The 17,328-nt window shown below is 72.9% G+C and carries 18 protein-coding genes; 6 read left to right on the forward strand and 12 right to left on the reverse strand.

What is annotated here, in order from left to right:
- Window positions 1-112: 112 nt before the first annotated feature.
- On the forward strand, window positions 113-1,594 hold the full coding sequence (gene eat / locus ACIP5M_RS34315) for an ethanolamine permease (protein WP_401204519.1): 1,482 nt from the start codon (window positions 113-115) through the stop codon (window positions 1,592-1,594).
- 53 nt (window positions 1,595-1,647) lie between these two features.
- Entirely contained in the window at window positions 1,648-2,358 is a 711-nt protein-coding gene (locus ACIP5M_RS34320; protein WP_401204522.1) for a gamma-glutamyl-gamma-aminobutyrate hydrolase family protein, read from the forward strand.
- Between the two features lie 67 nt (window positions 2,359-2,425).
- Here the strand turns inward: ACIP5M_RS34320 and ACIP5M_RS34325 are convergent, their stop codons facing one another.
- Window positions 2,426-2,773, reverse strand: a complete 348-nt coding sequence (locus tag ACIP5M_RS34325) for a hypothetical protein (protein ID WP_401204524.1) — start codon at window positions 2,771-2,773, stop codon at window positions 2,426-2,428.
- Window positions 2,774-3,032: 259 nt separating this feature from the next.
- Window positions 3,033-3,956, reverse strand: coding sequence for a LysR family transcriptional regulator (locus ACIP5M_RS34330; RefSeq protein WP_401204527.1), 924 nt, complete (start codon window positions 3,954-3,956; stop codon window positions 3,033-3,035).
- 70 nt (window positions 3,957-4,026) lie between these two features.
- Here ACIP5M_RS34330 and ACIP5M_RS34335 point away from each other — a divergent pair, with 70 nt between their 5' ends.
- Window positions 4,027-5,148, forward strand: coding sequence for a TDT family transporter (locus ACIP5M_RS34335; protein ID WP_401204530.1), 1,122 nt, complete (start codon window positions 4,027-4,029; stop codon window positions 5,146-5,148).
- A gap of 3 nt (window positions 5,149-5,151) precedes the next feature.
- On the opposite strand, the gene ACIP5M_RS34340 is transcribed toward ACIP5M_RS34335, so the two are convergent.
- Window positions 5,152-5,877, reverse strand: a complete 726-nt coding sequence (locus ACIP5M_RS34340; protein ID WP_401204533.1) for a helical backbone metal receptor — start codon at window positions 5,875-5,877, stop codon at window positions 5,152-5,154.
- A gap of 5 nt (window positions 5,878-5,882) precedes the next feature.
- Window positions 5,883-6,500, reverse strand: a complete 618-nt coding sequence (locus ACIP5M_RS34345) for a helix-turn-helix domain-containing protein (RefSeq protein ID WP_401204536.1) — start codon at window positions 6,498-6,500, stop codon at window positions 5,883-5,885.
- A gap of 207 nt (window positions 6,501-6,707) precedes the next feature.
- On the opposite strand from ACIP5M_RS34345, the gene ACIP5M_RS34350 reads away from it, so the two are divergent.
- The 3 genes from ACIP5M_RS34350 to ACIP5M_RS34360 all read left to right on the forward strand — a co-directional run bounded on the left by ACIP5M_RS34350 (window position 6,708) and on the right by ACIP5M_RS34360 (window position 9,773).
- Window positions 6,708-7,613 (forward strand): 5'-3' exonuclease H3TH domain-containing protein, encoded by a 906-nt coding sequence (locus ACIP5M_RS34350; RefSeq protein ID WP_401204626.1) that lies wholly within the window; start codon window positions 6,708-6,710, stop codon window positions 7,611-7,613.
- Between the two features lie 49 nt (window positions 7,614-7,662).
- Complete coding sequence (locus tag ACIP5M_RS34355; protein WP_401204539.1) at window positions 7,663-8,502, forward strand: siderophore-interacting protein; 840 nt, start codon at window positions 7,663-7,665, stop codon at window positions 8,500-8,502.
- 302 nt (window positions 8,503-8,804) lie between these two features.
- On the forward strand, window positions 8,805-9,773 hold the full coding sequence (locus ACIP5M_RS34360; protein WP_401204542.1) for an RluA family pseudouridine synthase: 969 nt from the start codon (window positions 8,805-8,807) through the stop codon (window positions 9,771-9,773).
- Between the two features lie 27 nt (window positions 9,774-9,800).
- Here ACIP5M_RS34360 and ACIP5M_RS34365 read toward each other — a convergent pair whose 3' ends face one another.
- The 8 genes from ACIP5M_RS34365 to ACIP5M_RS34400 form a co-directional block, all read right to left on the reverse strand.
- On the reverse strand, window positions 9,801-10,454 hold the full coding sequence (locus ACIP5M_RS34365; RefSeq protein ID WP_401204544.1) for a helix-turn-helix domain-containing protein: 654 nt from the start codon (window positions 10,452-10,454) through the stop codon (window positions 9,801-9,803).
- Window positions 10,455-10,545: 91 nt separating this feature from the next.
- The gene (locus ACIP5M_RS34370; RefSeq protein ID WP_401204547.1) at window positions 10,546-13,386 is read right to left on the reverse strand and encodes a DEAD/DEAH box helicase; all 2,841 of its coding nucleotides are present in this window, start codon (window positions 13,384-13,386) and stop codon (window positions 10,546-10,548) included.
- Window positions 13,387-13,432: 46 nt separating this feature from the next.
- On the reverse strand, window positions 13,433-14,320 hold the full coding sequence (locus ACIP5M_RS34375; RefSeq protein WP_401204549.1) for a diacylglycerol kinase: 888 nt from the start codon (window positions 14,318-14,320) through the stop codon (window positions 13,433-13,435).
- Between the two features lie 17 nt (window positions 14,321-14,337).
- Window positions 14,338-15,303, reverse strand: coding sequence for a twin-arginine translocase subunit TatC (gene tatC / locus ACIP5M_RS34380; protein WP_401204552.1), 966 nt, complete (start codon window positions 15,301-15,303; stop codon window positions 14,338-14,340).
- Between the two features lie 47 nt (window positions 15,304-15,350).
- Window positions 15,351-15,647: a Sec-independent protein translocase subunit TatA gene (gene tatA / locus ACIP5M_RS34385; RefSeq protein ID WP_401204555.1), complete on the reverse strand. Its 297-nt coding sequence runs from the start codon at window positions 15,645-15,647 to the stop codon at window positions 15,351-15,353.
- Between the two features lie 149 nt (window positions 15,648-15,796).
- Window positions 15,797-15,997, reverse strand: coding sequence for a hypothetical protein (locus ACIP5M_RS34390; RefSeq protein ID WP_215016383.1), 201 nt, complete (start codon window positions 15,995-15,997; stop codon window positions 15,797-15,799).
- Between the two features lie 26 nt (window positions 15,998-16,023).
- A complete protein-coding gene (locus tag ACIP5M_RS34395) occupies window positions 16,024-16,266 on the reverse strand; it encodes a hypothetical protein (RefSeq protein WP_401204558.1) in 243 nt (80 codons plus the stop codon).
- Window positions 16,267-16,281: 15 nt separating this feature from the next.
- Window positions 16,282-17,250 (reverse strand): helix-turn-helix transcriptional regulator, encoded by a 969-nt coding sequence (locus ACIP5M_RS34400; protein ID WP_401204560.1) that lies wholly within the window; start codon window positions 17,248-17,250, stop codon window positions 16,282-16,284.
- Between the last annotated feature and the right edge of the window lie 78 nt (window positions 17,251-17,328).

A 17,328-nucleotide genomic window follows, 5' to 3' on the forward strand; every position in this document is an offset into this window, starting at 1 on the left:
GCAGGCCCGGGGAGGTTTTCGTAACGTCGGTTTCACGCGGGGGTCTTGCGCACTCCACTCCACTCCGGCAAAGGTACGCCCCACAACCATTGCCCTGAGGCAGGAGCGCACGATGGCCGACGACATCGAGGCACGGCTGACAGCCGTGCCCGCAGCCGCCAAGTCCCCCGGGGGCGGCGGCGACCACGCGGACGACTACCTGAACCGCCGTACCCTGCGCCGCGGCAGCGCCGGCTGGCTGCTGCTCACCGGACTCGGCGTCGCCTACGTCGTCTCCGGCGACTTCTCGGGCTGGAACGTCGGCCTCGACAAGGGCGGCTTCGGCGGCCTCGCCATCGCCACCGTCCTGATGGGCGCCATGTACGCCTGCCTGGTCTTCTCGCTGGCGGAGCTGTCCACGATCCTGCCCACGGCGGGCGGCGGCTACGGCTTCGCCCGCCGCGCGCTCGGCCCCTGGGGCGGCTTCCTCACCGGCACCGCCATCCTGATCGAGTACATCCTCGCCCCGGCGGCGATCGTCATCTTCATCGGCGACTACGTCGAATCCCTCGGCCTCTTCGGCCTCACCTCCGGCTGGCCCGTCTACCTCGGCTGCTTCGTCGTCTTCATCGCCGTCCACCTCTGGGGCGTCGGCGAGGCGCTGCGCTTCAGCCTCGTCGTGACCGCCATCGCCGTGGCCGCGCTGCTCGTCTTCGCGGTGGGCGCCCTGACCGGCTTCGACGCGGGCAGCCTCGACGACATCCCGGTCGACACGACCGCCTTCGGCTCGAACTCCTGGCTGCCGCTGGGCGTTCTGGGCATCTGGGCCGCCTTCCCCTTCGGCATGTGGTTCTTCCTCGGCGTGGAAGGCGTACCGCTGGCCGCGGAGGAGGCGAAGGACCCGGTCCGCTCCATGCCGAAGGCGCTCGCCATCTCCATGGGCGTCCTGGCCCTGCTGGCGCTGGTCACCTTCTTCGCGGCGACGGGCGCGCAGGGCGCCGACGCGATCAAGACGGCCGGCAACCCGCTGGTCGTGGCCCTGGAGGGGGAGGGGGGTCCGACCGCGATGAGCCGCTTCGTGAACTACGCGGGCCTCGCCGGCCTGGTGGCCTCCTTCTTCTCCCTCATCTACGCGGGCTCGCGCCAGCTCTTCGCCCTCTCCCGGGCCGGGTACCTGCCGCGCTTCCTCTCGCTCACCTCGAAGCGCAAGGCCCCCTACCTGGGCCTGGTCATCCCCGGCGCGATCGGCTTCGCGCTGGCCGCGGCCACCGGCAACGGCGCGCGGATGCTCAACATCGCGGTCTTCGGCGCGACCATCTCGTACGCCCTGATGGCCCTCTCCCACATCGTGCTGCGCCGCCGCGAGCCGAACCTGGAGCGCCCGTACCGCACGCCCGGCGGGATCGTGACCTCCGCGGTGGCCTTCGTCCTCGCCCTGTCGGCCCTGGTCGCCACCTTCCTGGTGGACAAGGACGCGGCATTCATCGCACTGGCCGTGTACGCCGTCGCCCTCGCCTACTTCGCGTTCTACAGTCGGCACCACCTCGTGGCCTCGGCCCCCGAGGAGGAGTTCGCGGCTCTGGCGGAAGCCGAGGCGGAACTGACCCGGGACTGAAACGCTGGACCCGTCTCCCTGACCGCTCCTGACCGTCCATCGGAGGTAAGAACGTGCCCAGGCCGCTCATCGGCATCAGCACCTACGTGGAGGAATCCACCCGCTACGGGGTATGGGACCTGCCCACGTCCCTCGTGCCCACCGGGTACTACGAACTCGTCCAGGCGGCGGGCGGCGCGGCCGTCCTGCTGCCCCCGGACGAACCCGGGGCGGCGGCGGAGGTGCTGAGCCGGGTGGACGGCCTGGTCGTCGCGGGCGGCCCGGACGTGGACCCGGTCCGCTACGGCGCCGCGCGCGACTCCCGTACGGGCGCCCCGGCGACGGTCCGCGACGAGTGGGAGCTGGCCCTGATCGCGGCGGCCCTGGACTCCTCCATGCCGGTCCTCGGCATCTGCCGCGGCATGCAGGCACTGAACGTGGCCCTGGGCGGCACGCTGATCCAGCACATCGACGGCCACTTCGACACCCCGGGCGCCACCTCCTGGCACCCGGTCCGCCCGGTGCCGGGCACCCGGTACGCGGCCCTGGTCCCGGAGGAGGCGGACGTCCCGACCTACCACCACCAGGCCGTCGACCGCCTGGGACGCGGCCTGATCGCCTCGGCCCACGCCCTCGACGGCACGGTGGAGGCCATCGAACTCCCCGACCCGGCCGCCGGCTGGGTCATGGGCGTCCAGTGGCACCCGGAACGCGACAAGGACACCCGCGTCATGGCCTCCCTGGTCGAGGCGGCCGCCGTCCACGCGATGGTCCCGGTGTCCTGAGCCCGGGGCCGGCGCCCGGCGAGGACGGTGCGGCGTCCACCGTCCCCGCCGGGGTCCCGAGGGTCCGTCAGCGGCTGAAGACGACCGACCGCAGCGCCAGCCGCGCCGAGCCGTAGCCCGTACGCGGCCTGAGCGTGAAGTAGTCGCCCTCGCAGCCCGGCTCGGTGAACACCGTGGCCGTCTCGTCGGTCCGGTTGCGCGGCGAGTGCGCCGGGGAGCTCGCGCCCGGGTCGGCCACCTCGGGGAGCGTGATGCACTCCTCGCTGGGCGGGTCCGCCAACACCGCGACCTGCGGCCTTCCGTCCAGGCCGCTGTAGGTGTAGCGGAACTCGCCCGTCGCGGCCGAGGCGGACGTCGGGACGGTCAGGACGAGCGTCAGCGCACCGAAGACGGCGGCGGCGCGGCGAAGATGCATGGCGGTGGTTCCCTTCACGACGAGCGACAACGTGCGGGAGCCACCTTTCCGGCGGCCCGGAACCAGGTCACCGGCCGACGTGTGCCGAATCGATCCCGCATCGCCCGAACGGCCCAGCCGGGCCGCAACCCGGCCCCGCCGGGCCATGCTCCGAGCCGCCCGGCCCACTTGGCCGGGCCACCACCGGCCCCGCCGGCGCGAGGGAGGCGCTGAGCGCCGGGGCGGCCGCCGGGCGCTGCCCCAACTCCCGGGGAACGGGTCAGGCCTGGCCGCGCGTCAGGGACAGCAGGTCGCGCGCCGGTCCCGCCGGCCGGGAGCCCGTGGGCCAGACGGCCCGAAGGGCCCGCCCCAGCGCCGCGCCGGCCACCGGCACCTCCACCAGCCGCCGCCCCGCCAGCTCGTCCCCCACCGCCAGCTCCGACAGGACGCACGGTCCCGCCCCGCCCAGCGCCGCCGCCTTCACCGCGGTGGTCGACGCCAGCTCCAGCAGCGGCGCCGCCAGCCCCCCGCACCCGGCCAGCGCGGCGTCCAGCACCTGCCGCGTCCCGGACCCCCGCTCCCGCAGGGTCAGCGGCGCCGACGCCAGCTCCTCCGCCCGTACCCCCCGCGAGCGCCGCGCCCACGGGTGGCCCGGCGCCACCGCCACCACGAGGCGGTCCTGGGCGATGACCGCCGAGTCCAGCCCGTCCGGCACGGTCAGCCCCTCCACGAAGCCCAGGTCCGCCTCGTGCGCGAGGACCCGTTCCGCGACCGCCGACGAGTTCCCGGCGTGCAGGGACACCGCCGTGTCCGGCCGCTGGCCCCGCAGGGCGATCAGCCACCCCGGCAGCAGGTACTCCGCGATGGTCATGCTGGCGGCCACCCGCAGCCTCGAGTCCCGCCGGCCGCGCAGCGCCTGTGCACCCGCGTCGAAGGCCTCGGCCGCCTCCACCACCCGTCGCGCCCAGTCCGTGACCAGCGCTCCTTCCGCCGTCAGCGTCGAGCCCCGCGGTGAGCGGTCCACCAGGGCCACCCCCAGCCGCGTCTCCATCGCCCGGATCCGGCTGCTCGCCGCGGGCTGGGTGATCCCCAGCCGCCTGGCCGCTCCGCTCAGGCTGCCCACGCGCGCGACCGCGAGCAGCAGTTCCAGCGCGCCCAGGTCGGGCACCCGGTGTGCCAGCGGAACCCACTCCTCATTACCCATAACATCAGTTTATGACCTTATAGCCGAGTGCCCTCTGCCGTCCGTCCCGCCGCCACGGGACGCTGGCCCCATGGCCACCACCCTCGTACGACCCCGTCCCACCAGCCGACGGACCCCCCAGGCCCACAAGGCCTTCCCGGCCCTGCGCCACCTCGGCCCCAACTGGTACGCCTCCGTCATGGGCACCGCGATCGTCGCCACCGCCGGCGCCGCCCTGCCCCACCAGCTCCCCGGCCAGCGCGTGGCCTGCCAGATCGTCTGGGCGCTGTCCGCGATCGTCCTCGCGATCCTCCTCACCGCCCGCGCCGGCCACTGGCTCCACCACCGCGACCAGGCCCGCGCCCACCTCCTCGACCCCTCCGTCGCCCCCTTCTACGGCTGCCTGTCGATGGCCCTGCTGGCCGTCGGCGGCGGCACCCTCCTCGTGGGCAAGGACCTCATCGGGACCACCGCGGCCGTCGCCGCCGACACCGTGCTCTTCACCGCCGGCACCGTGATCGGCCTGGTCCTGGCAGTCGCCGTGCCCTACCTGATGGTGGTCCGGCACACGGTCGAACCCCGCCAGGCGACCCCCGTCTGGCTGCTCCCCCTCGTCGCGCCCATGGTCTCCGCCGCCCTCGGCCCCCTGCTGATCCCCCACCTGCCCGCCGGCCAGCCCCGCGAGACCCTGCTGCTCGCCTGCTACGCCATGTTCGGCATCAGCCTGCTCGCCACCCTGCTGATGCTCCCCCTGGTCTTCGGCCGGCTCGTCGTCGGAGGCCCGCTTCCCCTGGCCCTCACCCCCACCCTCTTCCTCGTCCTCGGTCCCCTCGGGCAGTCCACCACCGCCGTGAACCAGCTCGCCGACATGGCCCCCCAGTCGATCGGCGCCCCCTACGCCGGAGCGCTCGGCGCCTTCGCCGTCGTCTACGGGGTCCCCGTGATGGGCTTCGCCCTGCTGTGGCTGGCCCTCGCCGTGGCGATGCTGGTCCGGGCCGCCCGTAACGGCATGGGCTTCGCGATGACCTGGTGGGCGCTGACGTTCCCCGTCGGCACCTGCGTCACCGGCGCCGCCGGCCTGGCCCGCCACACCGGCCTGACCGCCTTCGCCTGGCTCGCCACCGTTCTCTTCCTCGCCCTGGTGACCGCCTGGCTGCTCGCCGCCGCCCACACCCTGCGCGGCCTGTTCACCGGCGGGCTGCTCCCCCGCTGAGCCTCAGAACGCACGCGCCTCGCGCAGCGCCCGCGCCAGCACCTCCGGCGCCTCCGCGAGCGAGGGCCCGTACCAGGTCAGGTGCCGTCCGCTGACCAGTGCGGCGGGCAGGCCGGGGAAGGCCTCCGGGCCGTCCCCGGCCGTGAAGCGGTACGGCTCGTCCGGCAGCACCACCAGATCACAGCCGGCGGCGGCCAGCTCCTCCACCGGGATCCTCGGATAGCGCTCGGCGTGACCCGCGTACACGTTGCGCACCCCCAGCCGCGCCAGCAGGTCCCCGGCGAACGTGTCCCGGCCCAGGACCATCCACGGTCGCCGCCACACCGGCACGAACGCCCGCAGCCCACCGGCCGGCTCCAGCCGGGCCCACGCGGCCTCCGCGTCCGCCAGCCACCCCGGCCGCTTCAGCCCCAGCGCCCCCACCAGCACCCGGTCCAGCTCGCGCAGCGCCTGCGGCAGGTCGCGGACCTCGGTGAGCAGCACCTCGATCCCGGCCGCCCGCAGCGCCGCGAGGTCCGGGGCCCGGTTCTCCTCCTCGTTGGCGATCACCAGGTCGGGCCGCAGCCGTACGATCCGCTCCACATCGGGGTTCTTCGTCCCTCCGATCCGCACCGCGCCCCCGAGGTCCGCCGGGTGCGAGCACCAGTCGGTGACCCCGGCCAGCAGGCCGGGCGCGCTCACGGCGACCGCCTCGGTCAGCGACGGCACCAGCGAGACGATCCGCCGCATACCGCTCAGTGCCCGGGCGACGGCGGCTCGGACGTGGCGTGGATGTGCTCGCCCACCGCGACGACCAGGATCCGGGTGTCCTCGGTGACGGCCCGCCAGCGGTGGCGTACGCCGCCCGACAGGAACAGCGCGTCCCCGCTCTCCAGCCGGTACGCCCGCCCCTCCGCCTCCACCTGGCAGGCGCCCGCGACCACGTACATCAGCTCGTCGTTGCGGTGCTGGTACTCGCGCCCGGCGTCCTGGTCCCCGGTGAACTCCAGCGCGTGCAGCTGGTGGTGCCCCCGGACCAGGGGCCGTACGCCCGCGACCGGGGTGAGCCCGGATTCGTCGCCGGCCCGTACGAGGTCCACCGTGCGCGCGGTGTCGGACGCGGCCAGCAGTTCGACGGCCGTGGTCTCCAGCGCGTCCGCGACCCGCTCGAGGGACCGCATGCTGGGCCGGGCCCGCTCGTTCTCTATCTGGCTGAGGAAGGGGACCGACAGGCCGCTGCGCGCCGAGACGGCGGCGAGGGTCAGGTGGAGCGCGCGGCGCCGCTTGCGCACGGCCACGCCCACGCGAAGCGGTTCCTTGCTGTCCTTGTCCTTGTCCTTGTCCCTGTCCGTGTCCTTGTCCCTGTCGTTCATCTCGGGGCTGCCCTCCCCTTGTCCGGCGCACATCGGTGTGCTGTAAGCACCTTACGCAGCAACGGCCCCAGGTTTCGCGTGCACGGCTGTTCCCGTACCGAACCGCTCACTGTGCGTGGTCCCCGGCGAAGGCCTTCCCAGGCCTTCCGGCCGCCGGGCACCCGGGTGCGTTGCGGCATCATCGTCCTCGTGACGACACGACGCCTGATGCTCCTGGACACCGCATCCCTGTACTTCCGCGCCTACTTCGGTGTGCCGGACTCCGTGAAGGCCCCCGACGGCACCCCCGTCAACGCCGTGCGCGGGCTGCTCGACTTCATCGGCCGGCTGGTCCAGGACCACCGCCCGGACGATCTGGTGGCCTGCATGGACGCCGACTGGCGGCCGCACTGGCGGGTGGAGCTGATCCCCTCCTACAAGGCCCACCGGGTCGCCGTGGAGACCGAGACCGGCCCGGACGAGGAGGAGATCCCCGACACCCTCGCCCCGCAGGTGCCGATCATCGAGACGGCGCTGGACGCCTTCGGCATCGCCCGCGTGGGCGTCGCCGGATACGAGGCGGACGACGTGATCGGCACGCTCACCGCCCGTGCGACGGGCCCGGTGGACATCGTCACCGGCGACCGCGACCTCTACCAGCTGGTGGACGACGCCCGGCAGCGCCGGGTCCTGTACCCGCTCAAGGGCGTCGGCACCCTCCAGGTGACGGACGAGGCCTGGCTGCGCGAGAAGTACGGGGTGGACGGCCCCGGTTACGCGGACCTGGCGCTGCTGCGCGGGGACCCGAGCGACGGCCTGCCGGGCGTCCCCGGCATCGGCGAGAAGACGGCGGCGAAGCTCCTCGACGCCTACGGCAGCCTGGCCGGGATCATCGCGGCGATCGACGACCCGAAGTCGAAGCTGACCCCGGCCCAGCGCAAGCGCCTGGACGAGTCCCGGCCGTATCTGGCCGTGGCCCCGAAGGTCGTCCAGGTGGCTTCGGACGTCCCGCTTCCGGCCTTCGATCCGGCCCTTCCGAAGGCCCCGGCGCAGCCGGAACTGGTCGACGCTCTAGCCCATCGGTGGGGTCTGGGTGGAGCAGTCTCCCGCCTGAGCAGTGCGCTGCGCCCCTGAAGTGCTAACTTAGGTAAGGCTAAGTTTCAGGGGAGTCAGGGGAGACACCGTGACAGATGGACGCGCCCGCACCGTCGGCACAGCCGTCGTGGTCCGCACCGAGCGGCTCACGCCGCACATGGTGCGCATCGTGCTGGGCGGTGACGGGCTGGCCGGCTTCGGCGCGGGCGAGTTCACCGACCACTACATCAAGATCCTCTTTGCGCCGCAGGGCATCACCTACCCCTCGCCGTGGGACCTGGAGCGGATCCGCGCCGACTACCCCCGGGCCCAGTGGCCGCGCCAGCGCGCGTACACCGTACGGAGCTGGGACCCGGCGCACCTGGAGCTGACCGTCGACTTCGTCGTCCACGGCGACGAGGGCCTGGCCGGCCCCTGGGCCGCGCGGGTCCAGCCGGGCGAGCTCGTACGGTTCCTCGGCCCGGGCGGCGCCTACGCCCCCGACCCGGCGGCCGACTGGCACCTGCTGGTGGGCGACGAGAGCGCGCTGCCGGCCATCGCGGCGGCGATGGAGCGGATGCCGGCGGGGGCCCGGGTGCACGCCTTCGTGGAGGTCGAGGGCCCGCGCGACGAGCAGAAGGTCGCCACCCCGGACGGAGTCGCCCCCATCTGGCTGCACCGCGGCGACCGCCCGGTCGGCGAGGCCCTGGTCGAGGCGGTCGCCGCCCTGGAGTTCCCGTCCAGGAACGTCCACGCCTTCGTCCACGGCGAGGCGGGCTTCGTCCGCGACCTCCGCCGCCACCTGCGCCTGGAGCGGGGCGTCGCGCGCGAGCGGCTGTCGATCTCGGGGTACTGGCGGCTGGGCGAGACGGATGAGGGCTGGCGCGCGATCAAGCGCGACTGGAACGCCGAGGTCGAAGCCGAACAGGACCGCGCCACAGCCGCCTGACCCCCGGAGCTCCGCCCCGGCCCCCACTCCCTCCACCCACCGCTCGAGGCGCGAGGTCCGGGGCAGAGCCCCGCCCCCCCAAGCCGCCCCGCCGGCGCTTGAGGCGCGGGGTACGGGGCAGAGCCCCCATCCCTGACCGGCACTCACCCACCCAGGCATATCCAGCCCCGCCGGCGCTTGAGGCGCGGGGTACGGGGCAGAGCCCCGATCCTCAAGCCGCACACACCCACTCAGCCGGGCCAAAATCCAGCCTCGCCGGCGTTTGAGGCGCAAGGCACCCCCCGCCGCATAGCCTGTCCCCGATGAGACGCAGAGCCCAGCCACCCCCCTCGCCCCTCCCCCAGCGCGCCGGTATCGACCCGGTCCGGCTGCGCCTGCCGCCCGACCCGGAGGGGGCCTGGCCGGATCTCGGCGACTACCTGGCCGCGCACTACGCGGGCGGAGCCGGCGCCGAGGCCATCGACCGGCTGTTGCACGCCGGCCGGGTGCTCGGCCCGGGCGGGCGGGTGCTGAGCGCGCACGACCCGTACGAGCCGGGCGGCTACGTGTGGTTCCACCGCGATCTCCCCGACGAGCCGCCGGTGCCCTTCGCACCGCGCGTCGTGTACCGCGACCCGCACCTGCTGGTCGTGGACAAGCCGCATTTCCTGGCGACCACCCCGCGCGGCAGCCACGTCACCCAGACGGCGCTCGCCCGGCTCCGCGCGGAGCTGGACCTGCCCGAACTCAGCCCGGCGCACCGCCTGGACCGGCTGACTGCCGGACTGGTGATGTTCAGCATCCGGCCCGAGGACCGCGGCGCCTACCAGCTCCTCTTCCAGGGCCGCCGGGTCCACAAGGAGTACGAGGCGCTCGCGCCCCACGATCCGCGGCGGACCTTTCCGCGGACGGTCCGCAGCCGGATCGAGAAGACCCGCGGGGTCATCGCGGCAGCCGAGGTCCCGGGCGGCGAGCCCAATGCCGAGACCCTCGTGGAACTCATCGACACCCGGGGCGGGCTCGGCCGCTACCGGCTGACCCCGCACACCGGCCGCACCCACCAGCTGCGGGTGCACATGAACGGCCTGGGCCTGCCCATCCTCGGCGACCCGGTGTACCCGCAGGTCACCGACCCCGCACCGGACGACTACCGGCGGCCCCTGCAACTCCTGGCCAGAGTGCTGGAATTCACCGACCCGGTCACCGGGGCCGCGCACCGCTTCGAGAGCGGGCGCACCCTCCAGGCGTGGGACGACCCCGCCGGATGGCAGGCCGGCACCCGAGCCGAGTAGGCACCGGAGCTCAGCAGGCGCCGGAGCTCAGCAGGCGCCGACGCCCGCCACCCGCAGCGCCGCGTCGGCGGTCGCCTCCGCGAAGGCGGCCACCGGACGGCCGGGATCGGCGCGGTGGATGAGCATGACGCCCTCGATCAGCCCGAAGACCAGGTCGTTGCGCAGCTCCAGCCCGCTCTTGTCGCCGGACAGTTCGGCGCCCACGGCCGTCCCGCCGAGCAAGGACCGGTAGGCGTTCTTGAGTTCCCCGCGCATCCGGCGGAACTGCGCGAACCGCGAGCCGGCCACCTCGGGCAGGAGGTAGAGCGCCCCCAGGTTGAACGGGCCCCCGCACAGCAGCAGTACGTCGGAGCGGCACAGTTCCCACAGCCGCCGCGCGGCGGGTCGTCCGGTGTCGGCCAGCAGCTGCCGGGCCAGCACCAGCGAGGGTGCGACCGTGGACTCCAGCAGTTCGGCGAGGAGTTCCTCCTTGCCGGCGAAGTAGTGGTACATCGTGGCCTGGCGCATCCCGGCCCGTTCGGCGACCGCGCGCGTCGTCGTCGCCGCATATCCCTTCACCGTGAACAACTCGGCCGCCGCGTAGAGGAGTTCCTCCCGCGGCGGCCGGCCGCTCTCCGGTCTCAGTCGGTCGGCGCGCGGCCGACCGACGCGTCTCGGCCCTTCGTCTGATCCACCGCTCATGGCCCGAATCGTCGCACACAGCACGCCGATTCGATCATGGCAAGAGATGAGATCAGGCCAGTACCCCCTTTGGAGGAAGCCCCAAAAGCGCCTAGCCGACCGAGCTGTAGGCCACTACACCCCGCAACAGCGCGTCAACGGCCTTGCGGGCGTTGCGGGCCACCGTGCTCCCGCTGTCACCGGTGGCCGAGGGAGCCGCCGCCGCGATCTGCCCCAGCACGTCGATGACCTGCTTGCACCAGCGCACGAAGTCACCGGCCGGCATCTCCGCCTCGCGCAGCACCTCGTCGAGGCTCTTCTCCGAGGCCCACTGGTACGCCGCCCACGCGAAACCGAGGTCCGGCTCGCGCTGGCCGACACCCTCCGCCTGGTTGATGCCGTGCTCCTCCTCCAGCGCGTCGAGCCGGCCCCAGATGTGCACCATCTCGCCCAGCGCCGCCTTCGCCGCGCCGCCCGGCACCTTCGGCGCGACCGCGTCGTCGGACTGCCGGGCCTCGAAGACCAGCGCCGAGACGCAGGCGGCCAGTTCGGCCGGGCTCAGGCCCTCCCAGATCCGGGCGCGCAGGCACTCCGAGGCCAGCAGGTCCAGCTCCCCGTACAGCCGGGCGAGCCGCTTGCCGTGCACGGTGACCTCGTCCTCGCGCAGGTAGTCCAGCTCGGTCAGCAGCGCGTGGATCCGGTCGAAGGTGCGGGCGATGGTGTTCGTCCGGCCCTCGATCCGCCGCTCCAGCTGCTGCGTGTCCCGCTTGAGTCGGTGGTAGCGCTCCGCCCAGCGGGCGTGGTCCTCGCGCTCGTCGCAGCCGTGGCACGGGTGCGCGCGCAGCGCCGCCCGCAGGCGGGCGATCTCACGGTCGTCGGCCGCCGCGGCCCGGCCGCGGGAGCGCCGCTCCGGCGTGATGTGCCCGGCCTTGGACCGCAGCTGGGACGCCAGGTCCCGACGGGACTGCGGAGAACGGGCGTTGAAGGTCTTGGGAATCCGCATCCGGTCGAGCGCCTCCACCGGGACCGGGAAATCGATCGAGGCGAGCCGCTTGACCTGCCGCTCGGCGGTGAGCACCAGCGGACGCGGGCCCTCCGCGTACTCCTGCCCGCGGTGCCCGTGCACCCGCCCCGGCGGCACGCCCGGGTCCAGGACCAGCGCGAGCCCGGCGAACTTGCCCGTCGGCACGTGGATGATGTCGCCCGGCTTGAGCTTCTCCAGCGAACTGGCCGCCTGCACCCGCCGCTGGGCCGCGCCCTGCTTGGCCAGATCCGTCTCGCGGTCCTTGAGGGAGCGGCGCAGCTGCGCGTACTCCTCGAAGTCCCCCAAGTGGCAGGTCATGCCCTCCCGGTAGCCCTGCAGGCCCTCCTCGTTGCGCTGCACCTGCCGGGAGATCCCGACGACCGAGCGGTCGGCCTGAAACTGCGCGAAGGAGGTCTCCAGCAGCTCGCGCGAGCGGTGCCGCCCGAACTGGCTGACCAGGTTGACCGCCATGTTGTACGAGGGCTTGAAGCTGGAGCGCAGCGGATAGGTGCGGGTGCCCGCGAGCCCGGCCAGGCCCACCGGGTCCATGCCCCGCTGCCAGAGCACCACCGCGTGGCCCTCGACGTCGATGCCGCGCCGCCCGGCGCGGCCGGTGAGCTGCGTGTACTCGCCGGGGGTGATGTCGGCGTGCTGCTCGCCGTTCCACTTGACCAGCTTCTCCAGGATCACCGTGCGCGCGGGCATGTTGATGCCCAGCGCGAGGGTCTCGGTGGCGAAGACGGCCTTGACCAGGCCGCGTACGAACAGCTCCTCGACGACCTCCTTGAAGGTGGGCAGCATGCCCGCGTGGTGCGCGGCGATGCCCCGCTCCAGGCCTTCGAGCCACTCGTAGTAGCCCAGGACGTGGAGGTCCTCGGTGGGGATGGAGGCGGTCCGCGCCTCGACGATCTCGCGGACCTGCAGCCGCGCGGAGTCGTCGTTGAGCCGCAGGCCCGCATAGAGGCACTGCTGAACGGCGGCCTCGCAGCCGGCCCGGCTGAAGATGAAGTTGATCGCGGGCAGCAGCCCGTCGCTGTCGAGGCGGGCGATGACCTCGGGCCGCGAGGGGGTCCAGATCCGGCCGCGGGATCTGCGCTCGCGCTCGCGGTCGGCCTCGCGGACCATCTTGCCGCGCCGGCGGTCCTTGGGAACGTAGGTGCGGCTGTTCTCCTCGCGGGCCATGCGCAGCAGGTCGGGATTGACCTCGCGGCGCGCGGAACCGCGGCCGCCGTGGTCGGACTCCTCCTCGAAGAGGTCGAAGATCCGGCGCCCGGCCATGACGTGCTGCCACAGCGGGACGGGCCGCTCCTCGGAGACGATCACCTCGGTGTCGCCGCGCACGGTGTCCAGCCAGTCACCGAACTCCTCGGCGTTGGACACGGTCGCCGACAGCGACACCAGGGTCACCGACTCGGGGAGGTGGATGATCACTTCCTCCCAGACGGCTCCGCGGAACCGGTCGGAGAGGTAGTGCACCTCGTCCATCACGACGTAGCCGAGGCCGCGCAGCGACTGCGAGCCCGCATACAGCATGTTGCGCAGGACCTCGGTGGTCATCACGACCACCGGCGCCTCGCCGTTGACGCTGTTGTCGCCGGTCAGCAGACCCACCTTGTCGGCGCCGTAGCGCTTGACGAGGTCGGCGTACTTCTGGTTCGACAGGGCCTTGATCGGCGTCGTGTAGAAGCACTTGCGGCCCTGGCGCAGCGCCAGGTGCACGGCGAACTCGCCGACGATGGTCTTGCCCGAGCCGGTCGGGGCGGCGACCAGCGCGCCCTTGCCGGCCTCCAGTGCCTTGCAGGCCTCGATCTGGTACGGGTCCAGTTCGAATTCGTACAGCTCACGGAAGGGGGCCAGGGCAGAGGCCTCTTCGGCGGCGCGGATCCGGGCAGCGGCGTACCGCTCGGCGGGTGAGAGTTCTTCGGTCATCTTGGTGTCGAGCCTACCCGTCGCCTCTGACAACAGTCGCGATCATTTAAGTGAGCAACCGGACCGCCCCGGGCACGCACTCGGCGGTCACCGGCAGCGGTCCGAGCGGCTCGCCGTCCGCGTAGGCGGTGATCCCGGCCGCCTCCAGCGTGACCTTCGCGGCCCGGTGGACGGTGACCTTCGGATGACCGAGGTGGGTGCCCTTGTAGACCCGGGGGAACACCTTGAGCAGGGTGGCCCGGCTGCAGTCGCCGACCACCACCACGTCGAACAGTCCGTCGTCCGGGACGGCGTCCGCGCAGATGCGCATGCCGCCGCCGTACGAGGACCCGTTGCCCACCGCCACCAGCGTGGCCTCGGTCTCGATCACCGGGCCGTCGTCGAGGGTGATCCGGTACGGGAAGGGCCGGAAGGCGGCCAGCTCCGCCACCATGGCCAGGTCGTACTTGAAGCGGCCAGCCGGGATCCGCATCCGGTTGCCCCGGTCGTTGACCCGCGAGTCGAAGCCGGAGCACAGCACGGTCCCGTACCAGGTGGCGCCCGCACGCCCCAGGTCGATCTCCCGGATCCGCCCCTCCTTCAGGGCCCCGGCGGCCAGCCGCCCCGCCCGCTCGGGATCCCGTACGGGCAGATCCAGGGACCGCGCGAAGTCGTTGCCGGTGCCCACGGCCACCACCCCGAGCGGCACCAGCGTCCCGGCCACGGCCTGGAGGGCCAGCGAGACCATGCCGTCGCCGCCCACCGCGATCACGGCGCCGGTGCCCTCGCGGACGGCGGCGCGCAGCCGGGCCAGGGCGTCGGGTGCGTCGGTGCCGACGACGGTCCGCACCGAGAAGCCCGCGGCCCGGAACGCGGAAGCGGCCGGCTGCGCGGCGTGCGCGCCCCGGCCGCGTCCCGCGGTGGGATTGACGAACAGCGTGATCTCAGAGCTCACGCACCGGAATGTACCTGTCAGGTCGCGTCGTCGTAACCGTTGATCCGATCACGCCCGCCGTCGGCCTGCCCGGGCAGCGCGGCGGGAGCGGCGACCGCCTCCATCTCGCCGATCGGCGCCGGGGTGAGGTCGAGCTCGGAGGCCTCGTCGTCGTCCAGACCCGCGTCGGGGTCGTTGCGCCTGCGCCGGCGGTCGTTGAGCAGGCAGATGCCGAGCGCGACGAAGTACAGGGCCACGATCGGGGCGGCCAGCGACAGCATGGTCAGCGGGTCACCGGTGGGCGTGGCGAACGCGGAGAAGACCGTGATGCCGAGGACCATGGCGCGCCACCAGCTCGCCAGCCGCTTCGCGGTGAGCACCCCGGTGAAGTTCAGCAGGATCAGCAGCAGCGGCAGCTCGAAGGCCAGGCCGAAGACCACGACCATGCGCGTCACCAGGTCGAGGTAGTCGTCGACGGGGAGCAGGTTGCGGGTGTCTTCGGGCGTGAACTCGAGCAGGATCGTCGCGGTCTGCGGGAGGATCTTGTACGCGAGCACCGCGCCTGCGGCGAACAGCGGCGCACCGACCGCGACGAAGCTCGTCGCGTACTTCTTCTCGTGGCTGTGCAGGCCGGGGGCCGTGAAGGCCCACAGCTGGTAGAGCCACACCGGGGCGGAGAGCACCACGCCCGCGCTGAGCGAGACCTTCAGGGCGATCGAGAAAGGCGCGATGAGGCCGTTGACGGTCATGTCGGCACAGGGCTTGCCGTTGCGCTGCGTGACCACTCCGTCGGTGCAGCCCACGGAGTCCAGCATCGGCTTCAGCATGAAGTCGATGAGGTCCTTGTAGAAGAAGGCCGCCACGACGGTGATCACGAGGATCGCCAGGACCGACTTCAGCAGACGGTTTCTCAGCTCACGCAGGTGCTCGACGAGAGGCATCCGCCCTTCGGCGTCTTTGGCCTGTCGTCCTTGCTTCCCCTGCTTGCGGGCAGACTTGAGCAACCCACGTCCCTTGTCTCGTTGCAGATGACTGGCGCGTCCGGCTTGTGTCAGCCCTGGGTGGTGCGGTTCGGCTCGCTGACGGGCCGGGAGCTGGTGACGTCACCGGGCGCGGCCTGGATGGTGCGCGGGGCGGCGGACTGCTGCGGGGCCTGGTCGGCGACCGTGTTCGCGGTGGCCGCGTCCTCGCTCTCGCCGTCCTTCTTCATGGCCTTGGCCTCGCTCTTGAGGATGCGGGCCGACTTGCCGAGCGAACGGGCCATCTCCGGAAGCTTCTTGGCACCGAAGAGCAGCACGATGACAGCGATGATCAGAACGATCTCAAGGGGCTTCAGATTGCCGATCATGTGTGTCTTCCTTCTGACCGAAGCGGCTGGTTGTGGTGGCTCTGCACGGCTTCGGACGGAGATCCGGTAACCGCTCAGGCAAGGATCGTAACCCCCTGGGGTAAACGCCCGGCAATCCCCCGGGGTACCTCACCTTGCGCGCAACCCGGCTACGGCCGCAGGCCCCGGCCCGCGCGGGCCAGGTCGGCGGCCGCCCGCTCCAGGTCCACGGAGGCGTCCGAGATCCGGCGGCCGGCCTGCGCGACCTGGCCGGAAAGCCGGCGGACCTCCACGTAGACCCGTACGGCCAGCACGGCGAGGACGGCGACCCCGAGGAAGCCCAGGGCAATTGCGAGCATCGGCCACAGCATGGGAGGAGCCTAGGCCACCGGGCCCCTCACACGCTGCGCAGGGTGCTCACGCCCCCGCCCGTCAGCAGTTCCACGATCCGCTCACCGGCGGGTTTGCGGACGGCCGCGCCGCATCCGGGGCAGGTGAAGGAGTAGAAGGTGGTCCTGCGGCTGCCGCCGATGACCAGTCTCAGAGCGCCCGCGTCCAGTTCGAAGCCGGCGCGGCAGTCGGGACAGGAGGCCTTGAAGCTGACCTGCCCGCCCGCCCCTGCCCCAGAGGGTCGAGACATCGCTCCCCGCTCTCTCTAGACCGTTTCCCCATACCCCGCGAGTGCTTCTCGAGCGGCGCTCCGCGCACTTTCCGCCAATTCTGCGGGGGCCACGATCCGCCCCTCGCGGCCCAGCCGCAGCGCGAGCCGGCGCAGCGAGCCCGGGTCCGGGCTGCGCAGGGTGATCCGCAGCCCGCCGTCCTCCAGCTCGTCCGCGCTGTCGTGCGGGTAGTACTCGGCGACCCAGCGCCCGCCCGGTCCCACCTCGACCACGACCTCCGGGTCCTCGGCGGCCGGCTGGACCAGGCCCTCGGACAGGTCGCGCGGCTCGATGGCGGGCGGCTCGGCCCGCTCGTCGAGCAGCCGGATCTCGGCCACCCGGTCCAGACGGAAGGTACGGCGCGCCTCGGAGAGGTGGCACCACCCCTCCATGTAGGTGTGCCCCACCGCGAAGAGCCGGATCGGATCGACCTTGCGCTCGGTGAGCTCGTCCCGCGCCGGCGAGTAGTAGCGCAGCCACAGCCGACGGCGCTCGGCGATGGCCCGGTCGACGTCGGCGAAGACCCCGCCCTCGGACTCGAAGGTCACCGACAGCCGGGCGCTGGCCCCGGCGGCCTCGCCGGCCGCGGCCTCCAGCTTGGCGGTGGCCCGAAGCAGCGCGTCCCGGTCGCCCTCCCGCAGCCCCGGCAGGGTGGCCACCGCGCGGGCGGCGACCAGCAGCGCGGTCGCCTCGTCGGCGGCCAGCCGCAGCGGCTCGGCGGTGGACTCCCCCGAGGCGTCGGGATTGCGCCACCAGATGCGCTCCCCGTCGGTGTCGATGTCGAGGAGGTCCCCGCCCCGGAAGCTGGTCCCGCACATGGGGAGCACGTCGAGGTCCGAGATCAGCTCGTCCTCGGTGATCCCGAAGGCCCGCGCGACGTCGGCGACGTGCGCGCCCGGGCGCTCGCGCAGGTACGTCACCAGGGACAGCATCCGGCGCGTCTGGTCGATGGCGTTGGCGGCCATGCTCGTACGTCTCCCCCTCAGGGCGTGCTTCTCGGTTGGTGCGGTCGCGGATCTCGCCCGCGGTGACAGGAGGCCCTC

This window comes from Streptomyces sp. NPDC088762 (genome assembly GCF_044750905.1).
Classification (GTDB): domain Bacteria; phylum Actinomycetota; class Actinomycetes; order Streptomycetales; family Streptomycetaceae; genus Streptomyces.

Bases quoted from the DNA above. Each gene is read 5' to 3' on its own strand.
- ACIP5M_RS34325 (WP_401204524.1), bottom strand. From the start codon at position 2,773: ATGCATCTTCGCCGCGCCGCCGCCGTCTTCGGTGCGCTGACGCTCGTC.
- tatA (WP_401204555.1), bottom strand. From the start codon at position 15,647: ATGATCGGCAATCTGAAGCCCCTTGAGATCGTTCTGATCATCGCTGTC.
- ACIP5M_RS34350 (WP_401204626.1), top strand. From the start codon at position 6,708: ATGCTCCTGGACACCGCATCCCTGTACTTCCGCGCCTACTTCGGTGTG.
- ACIP5M_RS34360 (WP_401204542.1), top strand. From the start codon at position 8,805: ATGAGACGCAGAGCCCAGCCACCCCCCTCGCCCCTCCCCCAGCGCGCC.
- eat (WP_401204519.1), top strand. From the start codon at position 113: ATGGCCGACGACATCGAGGCACGGCTGACAGCCGTGCCCGCAGCCGCC.
- ACIP5M_RS34340 (WP_401204533.1), bottom strand. From the start codon at position 5,877: ATGCGGCGGATCGTCTCGCTGGTGCCGTCGCTGACCGAGGCGGTCGCC.
- ACIP5M_RS34400 (WP_401204560.1), bottom strand. From the start codon at position 17,250: ATGGCCGCCAACGCCATCGACCAGACGCGCCGGATGCTGTCCCTGGTG.
- ACIP5M_RS34335 (WP_401204530.1), top strand. From the start codon at position 4,027: ATGGCCACCACCCTCGTACGACCCCGTCCCACCAGCCGACGGACCCCC.
- ACIP5M_RS34365 (WP_401204544.1), bottom strand. From the start codon at position 10,454: ATGAGCGGTGGATCAGACGAAGGGCCGAGACGCGTCGGTCGGCCGCGC.
- ACIP5M_RS34370 (WP_401204547.1), bottom strand. From the start codon at position 13,386: ATGACCGAAGAACTCTCACCCGCCGAGCGGTACGCCGCTGCCCGGATC.
- ACIP5M_RS34345 (WP_401204536.1), bottom strand. From the start codon at position 6,500: ATGAACGACAGGGACAAGGACACGGACAGGGACAAGGACAAGGACAAG.
- ACIP5M_RS34330 (WP_401204527.1), bottom strand. From the start codon at position 3,956: ATGGGTAATGAGGAGTGGGTTCCGCTGGCACACCGGGTGCCCGACCTG.
- ACIP5M_RS34395 (WP_401204558.1), bottom strand. From the start codon at position 16,266: ATGTCTCGACCCTCTGGGGCAGGGGCGGGCGGGCAGGTCAGCTTCAAG.
- ACIP5M_RS34390 (WP_215016383.1), bottom strand. From the start codon at position 15,997: ATGCTGTGGCCGATGCTCGCAATTGCCCTGGGCTTCCTCGGGGTCGCC.